Consider the following 17,810-nt stretch of genomic DNA (forward strand, 5'->3'; position numbering starts at 1 on the left):
GGAACGCGCCCCCGGTGCGCGAGGAGGAGCTGACAATGTCGACAAGCGTCGTTCTGCAGCAAGTCGTGAAGCGCTATGGCGACGTGGAGGTGATCCACGGCGTCGACCTGACCATCGATCCGGGCGAGTTCACCGTGTTCGTCGGTCCCTCGGGTTGCGGCAAATCCACCCTGCTCCGCATGATCGCCGGACTGGAGCCGATCTCGGGCGGGAGCCTGTTGATCGACGGCGAGCGCATGAACGAGGTGCCGGCGGCGCGGCGCGGCATCGCCATGGTGTTCCAGAGCTACGCGCTCTACCCGCATATGTCGGTGTATCAGAACCTCGCCTTCGGGCTCGAGACCGCGAGGATGCCGCGGCCGGAGATCCAAAAGCGCGTGCAGCGGGCGGCCGAGATCCTGCGCATCGAGCCGCTGCTGAAGCGCAAGCCCAAGCAGCTCTCGGGCGGGCAGCGCCAGCGCGTCGCCATCGGCCGCGCCATCGTGCGCGAGCCGCGGATTTTCCTGTTCGACGAGCCGCTCTCCAACCTCGATGCCGAGCTGCGCGTGCAGATGCGGGTGGAGATCGCAAAACTCCATCAGGATCTCGGGAACACCATGATCTATGTGACGCACGACCAGGTCGAGGCCATGACCATGGCCGACAAGATCGTGGTGCTGCAGGCCGGGATCATCGAGCAGGTCGGCGCGCCGCTCGAGCTCTACAACAATCCGCGCAACCGGTTCGTGGCCGGCTTCATCGGCTCGCCCAAGATGAACTTCCTCGCTGCCACGGTGGAAAGCGCCGATGGCGCGGGCGCCAGGTTGCGCGCGGGCGGCAGCGAGATCGTGGTCAACCGGCAGGTGGCGGGCGGCGACAAGGTGACCTTCGGCGTACGGCCGGAGCATATTGGCATCACCGAGGGTTCCGGCGTGCCGCTGGCGCAGGTGAAGGTCGACCTCGTCGAGCAGCTGGGCGGGCAGACCATGGTCTACACCACGACCGGCGACGGTCAGGCGCTGACGATTGCCGTGGACGGCCAGCGGGCGCTGGCGCCGGGCGAGACGCTGACGGCGTATGTGGACCCGGCGAAGTATCACGTGTTCGCCGGGGATGGACGGGCGATCTAGAACCCCGCCAGCAGTTCCGCGTTGCCGCCGCTGGCGGTGGTGTCGATGCAGACGTGGCGTTCCCGGATCAGGTGCTCGGCATCGGACGGGCGGGTGATCAGGGGGATGATCTGGCCTTCGCGGCGGGCGAGGGCCTGGCGCCAGGGCTTGAGCTCGGTTTCGACGCCAAAGTGCATGACGGCATCGACCTGGAGGCCCGCTTCGATGGCGGCGGGTGACAGCTTCTTGTCTAGGCCGCCGATCGGTTCGCCATTGGCGCCGAGGGCCTCGGCGATCTTGCTGCCGCCGGGGGCGCAGACGAGGACGCCATTGCCCTGGTCGAGCGCCAGTTGGGCCTGCGCGAAGGCGCTGTCGGCGTCGGGGCCGAGGCAGAGGATGATGCCGCGCGGCCAGGTGTAGAGCGTGTTGCGCTCGCCGGTGGGACCGGGAAGCAGTTCGGCGGCGGGCTCGATGCCGACACGCTCGATGCCGATCTTGACCTGATCGACCGCCGCGATGGCAAAGCCGATGGAGAGGCCGGAGAGCGGGTTGACGCCGACCGAAGGCACGAAGGCTTCGAGCGGACGCCAGAAACGGCGCAAATAGTTCGGGCCGCCGGCCTTGGGACCGGTGCCGCTGAGGCCTTCGCCGCCGAAGGGCTGCGAGCCGACCACGGCGCCGATCTGGTTGCGGTTGACGTAGATATTGCCGGCGCGGATGCGCTCCGACAGATCCTCGACACGCCCGTCGATGCGGGTGTGAAGCGCGAAGGTGAGGCCGTAGCCCGACGCGTTGATGGCGGTGACGACGGCGTCGAGCTCCTCGGCCTTGAAGGTGGCGACGTGGAGGACGGGGCCGAAGATTTCTTCCTTCATGTCGACCATGCCGGAGACCCTGAGCACGACCGGAGCGACGAAGGTGCCCTGCTCCGGCGTTGGTAGGCGGTGCAGCACGGCGTCGCGGGCCGCGAAGTCTTCGATGTAGGCCTCGAACTTCGCCTTGGCCTTGGCGTCGATGACCGGGCCGACATCCACCGAGAGATCCCACGGGTCGCCGAGCTTGAGCTCGTCCATGGCGCCGTAGAGCATTTCCAGCGTGCGGGCGGCGGCCTCCTCCTGGACGTAGAGGATGCGCAGGGCCGAGCAGCGCTGGCCGGCCGACTGGAAGGCCGAAGCGAGGATGTCGCGTACCGCCTGCTCGGGCAGCGCGGTGGAATCGACGATCATGGCGTTGAGACCGCCGGTTTCGGCGATCAGCGGCGCGCCGGGGGCGAGGTTGTCGGCCATCTTGCCGTCAATGGCCTTGGCCGTGGTGAGCGAGCCGGTGAAGACGACGCCGTCGATGCGCGGATCGGAGGTGAGCGCCGTGCCGACCACCGCGCCCGAGCCGGGGACGAGCTGCACTACATCCTCGGGAATGCCGGCCTGATGCATGAGGCGCACGGCGAGCGCGGCGATGAGCGGGGTGGCTTCGGCGGGTTTTGCGAGCACCGCATTGCCGGCGGCGAGCGCGGCGGCGACCTGGCCGCTGAAGATGGCGAGGGGGAAATTCCACGGCGAGATGCAGGCGAAGACGCCGAGCGGCTGGCGCGGCTCGCTGCGCTCGGCCTCGCTGGCATAGTAGCGCAGGAAATCGACGGCCTCGCGGACTTCGCTGATCGCGTCCGCCAGCGTCTTGCCGGCCTCGCGGGCGCAAAGCGCATAGAATTCGGCGCTGTTCTGCTCATAGAGATCGGCGACCTGGCGCAGCCGCAGGGCGCGCTCGGCGACGCTGCGGGCGGCCCACTCGGGCGCCGCGTCGCGAGCGGTGACGATGGCGAGTTCCAGCGTTTCGGGACTGGCGCCGATGGCATCGCCGACCGGCTCGCCGGTAGCCGGGCTGACGATGGCGAACTTCTCCGACTCCGAGCCGGAAACGAGCGAGCCCGGCACGGCGTGCCAGCGCTTCTCGCTCGGCCGGAAGCGGGCGCGGTCGGCGAGGATGTAGTCGACCTCGAGCGGGTCCGTGATGTCGCGGCCAGCCGAGTTTTCGCGGGCCGGCTGGAACAGGTCGGCGGGGGCGATGACCTTGGCGCGAGCCGTGGCGATGGCATCGAACGGATCGTGCACCACCTCGGCGGCGGGCACGTCGCGATCGGCGATCATGTTGACGAAGCTGCCATTGGCGCCGTTTTCGAGCAGGCGCCGGACGAGATAGGCGAGGAGATCGGAATGGCGGCCGACCGGGGCATAGATACGGGTGCGCGTGCCGTGCGCGGTGCGCAGGATCTGGTGCAGCCGCTCGCCCATGCCGTGCAGGCGCTGGAACTCGTAGGCATCGGTGCCGACGCCGAGGGTGGCGGCGAGATGCAGTACGGCCGAGACGGTGTGGGCGTTGTGGGTGGCGAACTGCGGGTAGATACGCGCGGTCTTCGACAACAAGCGCTTCGCGTTGGCGATGTAGCTGATATCGGTGGCCGCCTTGCGGGTGAACACCGGAAAGCCCTTGAGGCCGAGCACCTGGGCCCGCTTGATCTCGCTGTCCCAATAGGCGCCCTTGACCAGCCGGACCATCAGGCGGCGATCGTGCTGTTCGGCGAGCGCTTCGAGCCAGTCGATGACGTGGCTGGCGCGCTGGCCATAGGCCTGCACCACGACGCCGAACCCATCCCAGCCGGCCAGACGCTCGTCGGCGAGCACGGCGGCAATGACCTCGAGGCTGAGATCGAGCCGGTCGGCTTCCTCGGCATCGATGTTGAAGCCCATATTGGCGCCGCGCGCCATCATGGCGAGGGCCAGGGTACGCTCTACCAGTTCGTCCATCACCCGCTCGCGCTTCATGAACTCGTAGCGCGGGTGGAGGGCGGAGAGTTTTACGGAGACGCCGGGGTTCTCGCGCACCGAGCCGGCCGTGGAGCGGGTGGCGAGCACGGCGATGGCCTCGGCATAGGCGGCGCGATAGCGCTTGGCGTCGGCCTCGGTGCGGGCGGCTTCGCCGAGCATGTCGTAGGAATAGGTGAAGCCCTCTTTTTCGGCACGGCGGGCGATCGTGGTCGCTTCCTCGATGTCGCGGCCAAGCACGAATTGCGAACCGAGGATCTTCATCGCCTGCATCACTGCCGAGCGGATCACCGGCTCGCCGATACGCTGCACGAAGCCCTGGACGATGCCGGCAATGCCCTCGCGATCGCGCAGCACTTCGCCGGTGAGGGTGAGCGCCAGGGTGGAGACGTTGACCAGCGGCGAGTTGGCGCGATCGAGATGCTCGTGCCAGCGCGACGGGGCGATCTTGTCCTCGACCAGGTCGTCGATGGTGGAGGTGTCGGGCACGCGCAGCAGCGCCTCGGCGAGGCACATGAGCGCGATGCCCTCGTGCGTCGACAGCGAATACTCGGCGAGGAAGGATTCCAGCATGCCGGCCGACTGCGCGGCGCGAACCTTGTCGACCAGCCCGGCGGCCTGCACGCCGATGGCGCTACGATCGCCGTCCGAGAGGCCGGCGTCGGCCACCAGCCGGGCGACGGCCTCGGCCTCGTCGGCGAGGATGGCACCCCGGATGCGGCTGCGCAGTTCGTCAAGATCGGCCATTGCTACCCCCGCTGCCTGGACCTCACGGCTGGCTGATTTGTGTGGGGAAAATGTGATGGCCACCGCTATCCCGCGACCGGCATCCTTGCCCCGATGACGCGACTGGTGACGCTCCTCCATTTTGTCGTGCGGGGCGGCGAGACGAAGCGGGCGAGGTCGCCGGGCTTGAGCGGCTCTGGAAAGATCGCAGTGGGCAAGGGCCCAAGCTGCAGGGATTCGGCTGGGGTCGGATTGCGGCCCAAGGCGAAAACGCGCCATGTTCGGCCCGTATCGCCGCTGCAACATGCCGGAGTCGCCGTGTGAACTTTGCTGTCGACATTGCGATCGGCCTCGTATTCGTGTTCGGCACCGTCGGCTTCTCGCTGGCGGTCTACTGGCTGACGCGGCGACTGGCCGGACCGGCTGGCTACGAGCGGCACAGGGACATGGCGAGCGCCATGGTGACCCGCACGGCGGCGCTGCACGGATTGATCCTGGCGCTGGTGTTCGCCCAGGAAATGGCGGCCTACCAGCGGCTCGACGGGCAGACGGCGGCCGAGGCCACCGCGATAGCCGATGTCTACAACGACGCGGGGCGCTATGGACCAGCAGCAAAGGAGCCGCTGCAGCTGTTGATGCGCAACTATCTCGATGTCGTGGTCGGCACCGAATGGGCGTTGCTGGGCCGGGGCAAGGGCCTCGACGTCAAGGCGTGGGCCGAGTGGGAAGCCGCCTACGACGTGGTGCTGAACCTCGTGCCCACCACGCCGCGCGAGACCAGCCTGCGCGAGCACATGCTGGCCGACCTGCACGCCATCTCGGCCTCCCGCAACATCCGCGAGGCCGAGGCGGTGACTTCGCTGGTCGGCTTTTTCTGGCTGGCGGCCATCTCGGGTGTGATCCTGATCGCTGCGGGCCATTACATCTATGCACCGGAGCGGCAGAACCTCATCCTGCTGTCGCTGTTTTCCGCCTATACCGGCGCGATCCTGTTCCTGATCTATGGCTTCGCCAATCCCTACGCGCCGCCGGCCGAACTGTCGCCGGCGCCCTTGCAGCGATTGCAGTCACAACTTGTGAACTGAAGTTCCCCGCCGACTGGCGCACGGATTGACACTGCAATTGCCCGCGGGCTGGATGCGGCAAACAGGGAGGCGGGCATGGCGGACACCACTATCCCACGCGGCACGACTGGCGAACGCTTCAAGCTGCGCCTGGCGACGGTGATCTGGTTCGTGCTGCTGGCCACCTTCCTGCTCAGCCTGCCGGTGCTGCTCGATATCTCGTGGCTGGCGGTGGCGGCGATCGCGCTGGTGGCGCTGGTGCTCAGCCTGCCGGGAGCATGGCTGGTGCGGCTGCTGTTCCGGGGGCAGCGGACGCACGGCTTCGGCGTAAGCGTGCTCAAGGCCTTCCTCGCGCTGCTGTTCCTGATCGGTACTATTGCGGCGGCGCCCATCTACTTCGCGGCGCTGCTGACCAGCCTGAGGCCGGTGACGGTGCCACAGGCGACGCTCTCCAACGGCACGAAGACCGTGGTGTTCCAAGGCATGGCGCATGTGGGCTCGGAGGGCTTCTACAAGAGCGTCGTCTACGACATCGAAAAGGCGCTCGTGGACGGCTATGTCATCTATTACGAGGGCGTACAGCCATCGCCGGACGGGGATGCGTGGTTCAACAAGACACTGGCCGGCGGCGGCGACCTGTCGGCCAACTACAAGACGATCAGCGAGCTGTGCGGACTGCAGTTCCAGCTCGATTATTTCACGCTGCTGCAGGCCGACATGGCGGCGCGCCCGGACCGCAATGTCACCGCCGATGTGAGCACGGCCGACATGATGCACGAATACGAACGGCTGATGCAGTCAGACCCGGACTTTGCCGCGGCCCAGGTGCCGGCCGCGAGGGATGGCGGCGATGAGAGCGCCGACGGGTTCGGCGACCTGCTGGGCTGGTTGCAGGCGGGAACGCCGGAGCAGCGCAAGCTCGCCGGCTATGCCTGCCGCGGCTTTTTCACCTACACGCTATCGCGCGATGCCGAGCCGACCCAGATGGACAAGGTGATCCTCGACTTCCGCAACCGGGCACTGGCCGACCGGATTGCCGCCGACCCGCGCGAGCAGATCTACATGACCTATGGCGCCGGGCACCTGCCCGGACTGCTGGCCGATCTCCAGGCCAAGGACCCGGCCTGGGAGATCAAATCGGTGAAGTGGATGCGCGCCATCGCCGCGCCGGAAGAGCTGGAAGGCAAGATCGAATAGCGGGCCTTGGCCGCCCCTGCTCGCCGTCGATCAGAACTCTTCGTGCGTGCGCGGATCGCCGTCGAACAGGCGGCCGGCAGGGCGGGTCATCGCGTTGATGGCGGCCATGTCGACAGCGTCGAGCACGAAGCCGGCGATATCGAGGTTTTCGGCGCGGCGGGCGGCATTGGCCGATTTCGGGATCGGCAGGACGCCGAGCTGATAGTGCCAGCGCAGCACGACCTGGGCCGGGCTGCGGGCGTGCTTGTTCGCGATCTCGACGATCGGAGCTTCCAAGAGCAGCGCCGTGCCCTTGCCGATCGGGGTCCAGGCCTGGGTGAGGATGCCGCGCTCTTTGTCGGCGGCGCGCTGCTCGGGCTGGTTGAAATACGGGTGGAGCTCGACCTGGTTGACGCTGGGCGTGACGCCGGTCTTCTGGATCAGCTGATCGAGATGCTCGGGCAGGAAGTTGGAGACGCCGATGGAGCGGACGAGCCCGCGCTGACGTGCCTCGATCATGCCCTCCCAGGCTTCGACGAAAAGCTGCTGGCTCGGGTTGGGCCAGTGGATCAGGTAGAGATCGAGATAGTCGAGGCCGCTTCGCAGCAGCGACTCCTCGATGGCCCAGGTGACGTTGGGCTTCTTGTGGTGGCGGCCGGGGAGCTTGGAGGTCACGCGAACCTCCTCGCGCGGCACACCCGACATGCGCACGGCTTTGCCGACGGCGCCCTCGTTCTCGTAGTTCACGGCGGAATCGAGCAGGCGATAGCCCGCGCGCAGCGCGTCAGCCATGGCTTCGGCGCCGGGAATGCCGCGCAGGGCGTAGGTGCCGAGGCCGACGGCCGGGAGCGTGGTGCCGTCGTTGAGGGTGTGGTTCGGGAGGGACATGCTTTTCCTCTGCTGTGCGACACCACCGGCTGTCATCCCTGCGAAAGCAGGGATCCAACTCGCCGCTGGCGCGGGCTGTGAAATGGATCCCTGCTTGCGCAGGGATGACACTCCGTGTGGGCGGGAAGCCCGAGGCTCAGGTCGCCTTGCCGACGGCGGTGGCGGCCATGTCTTCGACGTTGTCGGGCAGGTCGTCGAAGCTCGAGTAGTTCATGGTGTAGAGGCGCGAGTAAAGGCCCTGCTTTTCCATCAGCTGATCGTGGTTGCCCGATTCCAGCAACTCTCCGTTCTGCAGCACGATGATGCGATCGGCGCCGCGGATGGTGGCGAGGCGGTGGGCGATGACGAGGCCGGTGCGGCCTTCGAGGAGGCGCTTCAGCGCCTTCTGGATCAGCATCTCCGTGTAGCTGTCGATATTCGCCGTCGCCTCGTCGAGGACGAGGATCTTTGCATCGGCCACCAGGGCGCGGGCAAAGCTGATCAGCTGGCGCTGGCCGAGCGACAGGTTGCCGCCGCGCTGCTCGAGCTTGGTGTCGTAGCCGTCCGCAAGGGTCGAGATGAACTCGTGCGCGCCGACGGCTTTCGCGGCCTCGATGACCTGCTCGCGGGTGGCGTCGGCCTTGTTGTAGCGGATGTTGTCGATGACAGTGCCGGTGAACAGGAACGGCTCCTGCAGCACCATGGCGACCTGCTCGCCGAGAGAATCCTGGGTGACGTCGCGCACATCGTGCCCGCCCACGGTCACCGCGCCGTCCCACACATCGTAGAAGCGATGGACCAGCGACATGCAGCTCGACTTGCCAGAGCCGGTGGGACCGACCAGCGCGACCGTCTCGCCCGGGTTGACCCGGAAGCTGACATTCTTCAGCACCGGCAGGCCCTTGCGATAGCCGAAGGTGACGTCCTTGAACTCGACCGAACCATCCATCTCGCGGGTGAGCGGCACGGCATCGGGCTTGTCCTGGATGGTCACCGGCACATCGAGCACTTCGACGATACGGGTGCCGGACGACATGGCGCGCTGGAACACCGAATACTGCATGGTGAGCGAGCGGATCGGATCGAAGAAGCGCTGGATGTAGAACAGGAACGCGACCATGACGCCGACATCGAGCTCGCGGCCCAGCACCATCTGGCCGCCGACGACGATGACCGTGGCCATGGAGATGCCGGTGAGCGTGTCGACGATGGGCACCATGACCTGCGCGAACTTGGCGGCGCGCAGGTGGGCCTTGAGGTTGACCCGCGATTTCTCCTCGTAGAGGTGGAAGTTCACCTGCTGGCGATCGAGGCTCTGCACCGTCCGCACGCCGTTGATGCCTTCGGCGAGGGCACCGTTGGCGGCCGAGTTGGTGTGGTGCGCGGCCATGAAGCTGAGCTTGGCCGGCGGCAGCCAGAACAGGCGCACGATGAACAGGATCGGCATGGTGGCCATGGTGATGGCGCCCAGCAGCGGATCGAGCCAGAGCAGCACGCCGATGATACCGAACAGCAGCACGATATCGCCGACCGACAGCACCGAGGTCTCGAGGAATTCCTGCATCGAGTTCACGTCGCCCATCAGGCGCGACATCAGGCGGCCGACCTCGGTCTTGTCCATCCAGCCCAGCGAGACCTGCTGCAGGCGCGCGAACATGGCGCGGCGCATGTCGAACAGCACGTTCTCGGCGGCCTTGCCGACTACCGTTTCCTGGATCCGGGAGGCGATGAAGTTGATGGCGATGAGACCGGCAAAGCCGGCGATGCACCAGAGCAGGATCTCGCGGCCGCCGCCGCCCCGCGCCATGCCGTTGTCGATGGCGAAGCGGATGACCAGCGGAAAGGCGAGCTGGGTGAGGGTGAAGGCGAGCACGGCCGCGACCGACAGATAGATCTGGCCGCGATAGGGTTTCACGAACGCCCAGATGCGCCGGACGATCTTGGGATCGTAGGCCTTGCCGAAAACCTCTTCTTCCTTGTCGAGGCTCGAGCCGACCACGGCGCGTGGCGGGCGCTGGCGCCGGTCTTCGCTCTCGTCGTCGGGCAGGACTGCGGTGTCGGTCATTCTGCGGCCTCGAGGTGGTCGTCTCCGGGGCGGACCTGGAGGTCGTAAAGGGCACGGTAGCGGCCGCCCAGCTCGAGCAGCTCGGCATGGGTGCCGCGCTCGACGATCTTGCCTTCGTCGACGAACAGGATCTGGTCGGCATGCATGAGCGAGGACAGGCGGTGCGAGATGATGATCGTCACCCGGTCCTTGGCGAAGCGCTTCATGGCAGTGCGGATACGCTGCTCGGTGCCGGCGTCGACGGCAGCGGTCGAGTCATCGAACACCATGACGGCCGGGCGCAGCATGAGCGAGCGGGCGATGTTGAGACGCTGGCGCTGCCCTCCCGACAGCGACACGCCGCGCTCGCCCACCACGGTGTCGTAACCGGTCGGCAGCCCGATGATGTAGTTATGCAGCTGCGCGAACTCGGAGGCACGCGCGATGCGGCTCTCCTTGGCCCATGGATCGCCATAGGCGATGTTATTCTCGATATTGGTGGTGAACAGGAAACTATCCTGCTGCACCACGGCGACCGACTGGCGCAGGCTGTCGAGCGTGACCGCTCGCACGTCCTGCCCGTCGATGGTCACGCGGCCGCCGGTGACATCGTAGAAGCGCGGAATGAGGTGGGCGATGGTCGACTTGCCCGAGCCGGGCCGTCCCACGATGCCGATGGTCTCGCCCTTGCGGCCCTCGAACGACACGCCCGAGAGCACCGGACGGAACGGCGCCGACGGATAGGCGAAATCGACATTCTCGAAGCGCAGCGTGCCTTCGACAACCTTGAGCGGGGTGGCGCCCGGCTCGTCCTTGATCTCGATGTCCAGGTCGAGGAAGGCGAACAGGCGGTTGCCGCAGGTGGAGGCGCGGGCAAACGAGTTGACCATGAGGCCGAGCTGACGCACCGGCATCTGCAGGATCGTCATGAAGGTGAGGAAGGCCGCGAGCGTACCCACCGTCATTTCGCCGGCCATGACCTTTTCGCCGCCGACCCACAGCACCAGCCCCATCGAGACGAAGAAGCTCATGTTCATGAGCGAGGTCGAGTTGACGCGGATATTGACACGTTGGTGCGCAAGCTCGAGCGCGGCGTCGGAGGCGTGCTGGTACTTTTCGAGCTCGTGCTTCTGGCCGGCAAAGGCGCGCACCACGCGGATGCCGCCAAGGTTCTCCTCCATCACGCGACTGAGGTTCTGCAGCATCTCCTGCAGGGTGAGCCAGGTGGCACGCAGCCGGAGCTGTGTCATCGACGAGTTCCACGCGACGAACGGTGCGAAGCTGAGGGCGAGGAGACCAAGCACGAAATCGGTGGTGAGCAGCATGTAAGCGCCGACGCCGATGAGCGTTCCGAGCAGGATCACGCGCAGCACGCCGGTGGCAAAGAACATGCGCACGCCCTCGAGATCGAGCATGCCCACAGTGATGAGATCGCCGGTATGGACCTTGTCGTGATAGCTGAAGGAGAGCCGCTGGATCTTTTCGTAGACCGCGAGGCGCAGCTCATAGGCGGTGTGGTGGCCGACCGCTTCGCCAAAATAGTTCATCGACATCGTGAAGATGCCGCGCCCGATGGAGACGACGAGCAGGATGATCGCCGTCAGCCACAATGCATCGACGGCGCCGGCGCCGCCATCGAGCACGCCCTCGGCCTGATCCACGGCCTGCCCGAGCAGGCGCGGAACCCACAGCTGCAACCCGCTGGCGACGAGGCAGGAGATGATCGTGATCGTCACCTGCACGGGGTGCCGCCAGGTGAGCAGCAGGATGCGCCACAAGGTGGTGAGCCCCCTTCCCTGCTGTGCCGCCACCACGTGTGACATTGCGTCGCCGGGCGAATAGGCGCTGCGCGGAGCAGTCGAGCTCAATTTGTGGGTCCAGACATGAATTGAGGAGCTGCCCTCGCCTCCTCAGCGTGCAGGCAGGCCCGAAATGAACCAGTAGGAAGGCCTATCCCTTGGCTCTGATTTGCGTTCGGTTCAAGGCAGTTATGCCAGCAAAGTTACCGCCTTTCGTATGATCGCCTTGGTCGGATCGTACATTGTTGCAGGAATGCAACCGGCAAGTGCCGGCTACGTTCAGCGACGGCGAGGCAAGATGAACAACCAACCGGTCGAAGACGAAGCGTTCTACGAGTCCGTGCGCAAGACGGCCTACTTCCTGTGGGAGCAGGACGGACGCCCGCACGGGCGGCACGAGGAATATTACCTTAGGGCGCTGGAGCAGCACCGGCGCGAGCGACGCTTCGACCGCTGGCTGGAGGATGAGCCGAAGGGGGAGTGAGGCTCAACCAGACCGTTTGGTGGGAAAGCCGGGATCGGCAACCAGCCGCTTCCCAAACTCTTCGGCAACTCTCTGGAACAGCTTGGGCGGGATGAAGCCGTAGTCGAACTGATCCGTGCCGAGCCGCTTGGCCAGGTCATATGGCCAGTCATCTTCGCAAGCATAGGAAGTGTAGAGATAAGACTCTGCCCAGTCGAACTGCAGATGACGGCGAAGCGCATCGCCAAGCGCGAACGCGTGCTCTCCCTCCCGCGGCGCCACATGGGAGATCGGCAGGTAGGTGACACGCTGCATTCCGTCGGCCTCATGAATATCGACGATCAGGCAGGGCCTGTCCTTGCCGGCATCAGGCGGCGGCTTGCGATCTGACGATTTCCAGACAAAGCCATACCGCACCACCAAACCGAGTTCGGGGAACGGTAGCGGCATCACTCATCCAGCAATGCGTCGAGGTGATCGTGCCGGCTGTCCATGCGATTGCCCGCGATCCGTTCTATGGATGGGTCAGGCATGTTCGACGTGTCATAGGCAATCTTTCGGAGCGATCGCAACAGCTCGTACTCCTCGACCGAAAGCACCACCAGCTCCGGCCGGCCGTGATAGGTGACCGTCACCGGATGCCGCCTAGCTTCCGCTCGGACCATGCCGCTATTCTTCTGCAGCTGCTCACCAGTTACGAATACCATCAGACATCTCCGTAATCTACGTAAAATACGTAGACCACGAGCTTTCGTCAACCACGCGTCAAACTGCGTTCTGGCGCGTCTTGGCGGAGAACACCGTCAGCACGATGATCCAGCAGTCGAGGAAGATCGACCAGTTGTCGATATAGTAGAGGTCGTGGCGGGTACGGCCTTCGACCTGCGCCATGGTCGAGGTCTCGCCGCGGAAGCCGTTGACCTGAGCCCAGCCGGTAATGCCGGGCTTGATACGCTGGCGGTGGGCATAGCTGGCGAGTTGCTCGCCGAACTCGTCGTCATGCATCAGGGCGTGCGGACGCGGGCCGACGAGGCTCATTTCGCCACGCAGCACGTTGACCAGTTGCGGCAGCTCGTCGATAGAGGTGCGGCGGATGAAGGCGCCGACCCTGGTGATGCGCTTGTCGCCGACGCGTACCTGCGTCATCTGGCGGCCGGACTCGGTGACCGTCATCGAGCGGAACTTCCAGATATGGAAGATGCGGCCGTTGAAGCCGCGCCGCTCCTGCCGGAAGATGATCGGGCCGGGGCTTTCGAGCTTGATCAGCAGCGCGACCACCGCGAACAGCGGCAGCAGCAGCAACAGGCCGAATCCGGCCCCGGCGAGATCGAGCGCGCGCTTCATCAGCACCGAGCCATCGCCCATGGGCTTCTTGAGAAGGCGCACGGCGTTGTTGGGGCCCATCGGCACCACGTCGATGAACTTGAAGCTGGTATTGCCGGTGGCCGGCACGCACACGACATTGATGGCGTAGCGCTTGAGCTCGTTGGCGATGCGTTCGAGCGCATCGAGATCGCCGAGATCGCCGACGATGACCACCGACTCCGCCCCGTTCGCCACGCGCTGCTGAGCAAACTCGATGATGGCGCGGCGATCGGGCGTGCCGTCGGCGGCGAGCACATCCTCGAGATAGAGCGTACCGGTCAGCCGGTAGCCGACGCGCCACAGGTTGCCGTTGAGCAAGAACCGGACCGTATCGGTGCGCTGACCGATGATGGCCACCTTCTCCAGCTGCAGCTGGCCCGCCTGGATGCGGGCGGTGAGCACGGCATAGGCGGCGCTGCGCGCAAAGAGCAGCAGCGGCAGCCCGACGACATAGGCCGAGAGCAGCGACACGCGCGACAGGTCGCCGGCAATGCCGACGATGAAGGCAATGAACAGCGCAGCGGCAAATGCCGCCGTCCAGCCGAGCCCGCTTTCGGCCAGCGACATGAAGGGGTGGCGGTTGCGCTCGAGCAGACGGCCCACCGATATGGCGGAAAAGGCGCCATAGAGCACGGCGACCAGCGCGGCATAGGCGCCGTGCAGCACGAGCGGGACTTCTGCCGGCTCGAGTTGCATGACGAAGAGATGGTAGATGGCAGCCAAGGCCAGCACGACCAGCCCGGCCAGTGCGCCCTCGGCCAGCCCGAAGGCGGTGCACACGGCAGCAGGATTGGCGATGAAGCGGCGGGCGCGCCGCCGTTCTATACCGGTATAGCTCAACTCGTCCTGCACCACGGCTGCTTGCCTCTGTGTTGGCAGGGTGTGATCCCTCGGTGGGCGACGTAACATGTGACTGGCGCGCGCCAAAGTAGCTGGTTAAGATGGGGTTAATGCGCGGACCTGAGCCTAGTTAAGGATGTTCCCAACTCGCTTGCTGGGAATGTCCAGGTGCATGTTAGGGAACTATTAACCCGTAGGCGAGGGCTCCGCAGAATGCTTCCGTCCAAGTCTGTCTTCATGCTTGCCGGCAATCCGGCTTTTGGCGCGATATTGTCGCAGACGCTGACCAGTGACGGCTATGAGGTCGCGAGCTTCACCAGCATCAGCAAACTGACGACTTATCTAAAGTATTCGACGGTCGATGTGGTGGTGCTCGACACCGATGTACCGGGCGCACCGGCAGTCGACATCGCGCGCGGCCTGCGCCAATACGTGCAGACCGAGAGTGAGAACTTCCTGATCGTGGCGCTGACCCGAGCCGGCCCGGCCTTCCACCAGCCGCTTTTGGCGGCCGGGATCGATGCGGTGTTGCATAAGCCCGTCACCCCGGGCGAGCTCTCCGCGCTGCTGCGCCGGATCGCGCCGATCTCGGCCGAGGTGGTGCGGCCGGAGTTCCGGCCGTTGCCGCTCGAGCGGGTCGGCAACGTGATCCCGCTGTTCGGCGAGGGGCGGATGCCGCGCGTGGCGCGGTAGTCCGCGAGACCTCCAATCCATGACGGCCCCCTCCCGGCCTCCCCCATGAAGGGGGAGGTGAAGAGTCCCGGCCCTGGCTTCGATTGTGCCTCACACTGGATCGGCACCTCCCCCTTCATGGGGGAGGATGGGAGGGGGCCTCCCTGTCAATCCTTCAGCAAAGCTTCATATCTGCCGCCGATGCGGTCGATGGCGAAATCGGCGGCGCGCGACTTGAGCACGTTCTCCGACGGCCGGTTGGCGAGGACTTCGTCCATGGCGGTGGCGAGCCCTTCGGCGTCGCCGACGGGAACGAGCGGGCCGTAAATGCCGCCGGCGAGGATTTCGCGCGGGCCGTGCGGGGCGTCGGTGGAGACCACCGGGACGCCGGCGGCCATGGCTTCGATGAGGACGTTGCCAAAACCCTCGGTCAGCGAGGTGAGCGCGAAGAGATCGGCGGCGGCGTAGACCGCGGCGGGATCGTTCACGTAGCCGGCGAAGAGGACACGCGAAGCGATTCCGATCGCTTGGCTTTCCTCCTCCAGCTCGGCCAGCAGCGGACCCTCGCCGAAGATGACGAGACGCGCCGTCGGGCGACGATCGAGCAGCCCGGCAAAAGCGCGCAGCAGGGTCTTGTGGTCCTTGACCGGCACCAGCCGGCCGGCGGTGGCAACGACTGACCCTTCGCCCATCGCGGCGAGGTCGGCCTGCCACGCATAGGTCTCGGCAGATGGCCGGGCGATGGCCGGTGGGAGCGGGTTGTGGATCACCGCGGCCTTCTTGGCCGGGATGCCGCGCTTGACGATATCGCCGCGCACCCCTTCGGACACGGCGATGGCACGGGTGGCGCGGGCGCCGGTGATGCCGGCGAGGATGACGGCGAGGCGTGAGCCGGTGGTGTCGGAATTGATGGCGGCGGCGGCGTGGAAGCTCGGGAAGAACTTCGCCGGGCTCAGCGCCAGGTTGAGGGCGAGCGCGGTGACGAGGTTGGCGAACTCGGGGCCGGAAAATACTGCGTCGGGCCGGAGCTTGCTGTAGAGCCGCGCGCTGCGCAGCAGTCCGGCTATGGTGCCGGGCTTGCCGAAGCCGTCGCCGCGCAGCGGGATGCCCAGGTCGATGAGCTTGACCGCGTCGTCGCGCAGCGCCGCATTGGGGCCATCGCTGTTCCAGGTGAACAGCGTGACGTCATGGCCGCGCCGCGCCATCTCGTTGGCCATCAGCACGAAGACGCGCTCGGCGCCGCCCCCCATGAGGCTGGGGACGTGAAAGACGAGATGCTTGCCCATGCGCGATCAGGCGGCGGCGGTGGCCGCCACCATCCGGCGACGCGGCGGCTGGCGCAGGTCGCGCAGGATGCCGACGACGACCGCGATGCCGAGGCCGGCGATCATGCCGCCGACAGCACCGAGCATCAGCATGACGACGGTGCGCGGCGGCCACGAGCGGGCCGGCGGCGGCACGGCGGTCGAGATGACGCGCACGTTGGTGGTGTCGAGCTGCTCGCGCTCGGTGACCTGGCGGGCCCGCGACAGGAAGGACTCGTAGATGCCGGCCTTGGAGGTGGCGTCGCGTTCGAGTTCGCGCAGCGTCACCATGGCCGCGTTGTCGGTGAAGATCGACGAGCGCAGATCCTCGGCCTTGGCAGTGAGCCCGGCAAGGTTGGCGCTGGCTTCATCGAGGCTGGTCTTGGCGGCAGCGGCGATGCGGCCGACTTCGGCGGCGAGCTGCGCGTTGACCGCAGAAAGCTCGGTGTTCAGCTTGACGATGATGGGGTGGCGTGGACCGTAGACGGTGGCCTGCGCATCGAGCTGCTGGCGCAGGCTGCCCGCGGTGGCGCGCAGCGAGGCGAGCGTCGTCGAGGCCTGCGTGTCGGCCGTGGTCGCATTGGCGCCGGCGGCGATCAGTTCATCATAGCTGGTCTGGAGCGCGATGACGCGGGCCTGAGCTTCGACCACCTGCTGGTTGAGCTGGGTCATGATCTGGGTCGAGACCAGCTCGCCCTGCACATCGGCAAGATTGTGTTCGCGCTTATAGGTTTCAACGGCTTCCTCGGCGGCCTTCACTTCGGCCTTGAGTTCGTCGAGGCGACTGGTGAGCGCCGTCGCGGTGCGCCCTGCCCCATCGGCCTCGGCGGTCGCAAGCTCGGCCTTGAAGGCCTCGACGACAGCATCGGAGATGCGGATCGCCTTGCTGGTTTCCTCGGACGAGACATAGAGCGTCGCCACGAACGAGGTCTCGTCCGCGCGAGTGCTGACCTTGGCCGAGAGGCTGGCAAGGGCGGCGAGGCGCGGATCGGCCTCGGTGGCGTCGCCACCACCGCTCGGCAGCAGCGCACTCAACGAGAAGCCGGCCGGCTCGGGATCGTAGAATTCCTTGTCGGCGGTGAGGTTGAGCCCGTCGACGACGCGCATCAGCACGTTGCCCGAAGTCAGGACGCGCAGCTTGCTGCCGGCATTGAGCAGCGCGCTATCGACCTGGCCCGGCTGCTGGAATAGGTCGTCGTTGACGACCTGCAGGTTGGCCGGATCGATGAGGATGTCGGTCGACACCGTGTAGCGCGGCGGGGTGAGCACGGCATAGGCGCCGCCGGCAACGGCGCCGAGTACGGCCAGCGCCAGCGCGAACCACAGGCCCTGGCGCAGCCAGGTGAACAGCCGCCCGAAATCGAGCTCGAGGAAATCGCCGATCTTGCCCAGCGTCACGGTTTCGACGGGCGCCGCGGCCGGCGCGGGAGCCTGAGCCGGGGCCGTATCGTTGGCTGGAGCTTCGCCGCGCGAGACCAGCCGCGCCAGCTGACGGGCGCCAGAAATCGTGCTGGCCGGCTGCGACCGGTCGGTGAGGCTGGACATGGGCGTTAATATCTCGTTGTCGAAACAGGCCTAATGTT

14 protein-coding genes are annotated in these 17,810 nt (G+C 66.3%); 5 read left to right on the plus strand and 9 right to left on the minus strand.

Annotated elements, in window-relative coordinates; all coding sequences use genetic code 11:
* The first annotated feature begins 35 nt into the window (after positions 1 to 35).
* Positions 36 to 1,109, plus strand: coding sequence for an ABC transporter ATP-binding protein (locus AC3A6I_RS13690; RefSeq protein ID WP_487544273.1), 1,074 nt, complete (start codon positions 36 to 38; stop codon positions 1,107 to 1,109).
* On the opposite strand, the gene putA is transcribed toward AC3A6I_RS13690, so the two are convergent.
* Positions 1,106 to 4,654, minus strand: coding sequence for a bifunctional proline dehydrogenase/L-glutamate gamma-semialdehyde dehydrogenase PutA (gene putA / locus AC3A6I_RS13695; protein ID WP_487544274.1), 3,549 nt, complete (start codon positions 4,652 to 4,654; stop codon positions 1,106 to 1,108). The genes AC3A6I_RS13690 and putA overlap by 4 nt on opposite strands.
* Positions 4,655 to 4,953: 299 nt before the next feature.
* Between putA and AC3A6I_RS13700 the strand changes: the two genes are divergently transcribed.
* Both AC3A6I_RS13700 and AC3A6I_RS13705 read left to right on the plus strand, forming a co-directional pair.
* Entirely contained in the window at positions 4,954 to 5,718 is a 765-nt protein-coding gene (locus AC3A6I_RS13700) for a bestrophin-like domain (RefSeq protein ID WP_487544275.1), read from the plus strand.
* Between the two features lie 75 nt (positions 5,719 to 5,793).
* Positions 5,794 to 6,894, plus strand: coding sequence for a hypothetical protein (locus AC3A6I_RS13705; protein ID WP_487544276.1), 1,101 nt, complete (start codon positions 5,794 to 5,796; stop codon positions 6,892 to 6,894).
* Positions 6,895 to 6,924: 30 nt separating this feature from the next.
* Here the strand turns inward: AC3A6I_RS13705 and AC3A6I_RS13710 are convergent, their stop codons facing one another.
* The 3 genes from AC3A6I_RS13710 to AC3A6I_RS13720 all read right to left on the minus strand — a co-directional run bounded on the left by AC3A6I_RS13710 (position 6,925) and on the right by AC3A6I_RS13720 (position 11,652).
* A complete protein-coding gene (locus AC3A6I_RS13710; protein ID WP_487544277.1) occupies positions 6,925 to 7,761 on the minus strand; it encodes an aldo/keto reductase in 837 nt (278 codons plus the stop codon).
* Positions 7,762 to 7,897: 136 nt separating this feature from the next.
* Positions 7,898 to 9,805 (minus strand): ABC transporter ATP-binding protein, encoded by a 1,908-nt coding sequence (locus AC3A6I_RS13715; protein ID WP_487544278.1) that lies wholly within the window; start codon positions 9,803 to 9,805, stop codon positions 7,898 to 7,900.
* Positions 9,802 to 11,652 carry an ABC transporter ATP-binding protein gene (locus AC3A6I_RS13720; protein WP_487544279.1) on the minus strand — a complete coding sequence of 617 codons (1,851 nt, stop codon included), beginning with the start codon at positions 11,650 to 11,652 and terminating at the stop codon, positions 9,802 to 9,804. The genes AC3A6I_RS13715 and AC3A6I_RS13720 overlap by 4 nt, the downstream gene beginning before the upstream one ends.
* A 229-nt stretch (positions 11,653 to 11,881) precedes the next feature.
* Here AC3A6I_RS13720 and AC3A6I_RS13725 point away from each other — a divergent pair, with 229 nt between their 5' ends.
* Positions 11,882 to 12,067 (plus strand): DUF2934 domain-containing protein, encoded by a 186-nt coding sequence (locus tag AC3A6I_RS13725; protein WP_487544280.1) that lies wholly within the window; start codon positions 11,882 to 11,884, stop codon positions 12,065 to 12,067.
* Positions 12,068 to 12,070: 3 nt separating this feature from the next.
* On the opposite strand, the gene AC3A6I_RS13730 is transcribed toward AC3A6I_RS13725, so the two are convergent.
* Genes AC3A6I_RS13730 through AC3A6I_RS13740 form a run of 3 tightly spaced genes read right to left on the minus strand, consistent with a single transcriptional unit; the run spans position 12,071 to position 14,266 of the window.
* On the minus strand, positions 12,071 to 12,496 hold the full coding sequence (locus AC3A6I_RS13730) for a hypothetical protein (protein WP_487544281.1): 426 nt from the start codon (positions 12,494 to 12,496) through the stop codon (positions 12,071 to 12,073).
* Positions 12,496 to 12,753: a type II toxin-antitoxin system prevent-host-death family antitoxin gene (locus tag AC3A6I_RS13735; protein ID WP_487544282.1), complete on the minus strand. Its 258-nt coding sequence runs from the start codon at positions 12,751 to 12,753 to the stop codon at positions 12,496 to 12,498. The genes AC3A6I_RS13730 and AC3A6I_RS13735 overlap by 1 nt, the downstream gene beginning before the upstream one ends.
* Positions 12,754 to 12,811: 58 nt before the next feature.
* Positions 12,812 to 14,266, minus strand: coding sequence for an exopolysaccharide biosynthesis polyprenyl glycosylphosphotransferase (locus tag AC3A6I_RS13740; protein ID WP_487544283.1), 1,455 nt, complete (start codon positions 14,264 to 14,266; stop codon positions 12,812 to 12,814).
* A 198-nt stretch (positions 14,267 to 14,464) separates the two neighbouring features.
* On the opposite strand from AC3A6I_RS13740, the gene AC3A6I_RS13745 reads away from it, so the two are divergent.
* Positions 14,465 to 14,944, plus strand: coding sequence for a response regulator (locus AC3A6I_RS13745; protein WP_487544284.1), 480 nt, complete (start codon positions 14,465 to 14,467; stop codon positions 14,942 to 14,944).
* Positions 14,945 to 15,090: 146 nt separating this feature from the next.
* Here the strand turns inward: AC3A6I_RS13745 and AC3A6I_RS13750 are convergent, their stop codons facing one another.
* Together AC3A6I_RS13750 and AC3A6I_RS13755 are read right to left on the minus strand one after the other, a co-directional pair.
* Entirely contained in the window at positions 15,091 to 16,209 is a 1,119-nt protein-coding gene (locus tag AC3A6I_RS13750; RefSeq protein ID WP_487544285.1) for a glycosyltransferase, read from the minus strand.
* A 6-nt stretch (positions 16,210 to 16,215) separates the two neighbouring features.
* Complete coding sequence (locus tag AC3A6I_RS13755) at positions 16,216 to 17,772, minus strand: GumC family protein (RefSeq protein WP_487544286.1); 1,557 nt, start codon at positions 17,770 to 17,772, stop codon at positions 16,216 to 16,218.
* Between the last annotated feature and the right edge of the window lie 38 nt (positions 17,773 to 17,810).

The sequence above is a fragment of the Devosia sp. Soil_C_22 genome (assembly GCF_057657195.1).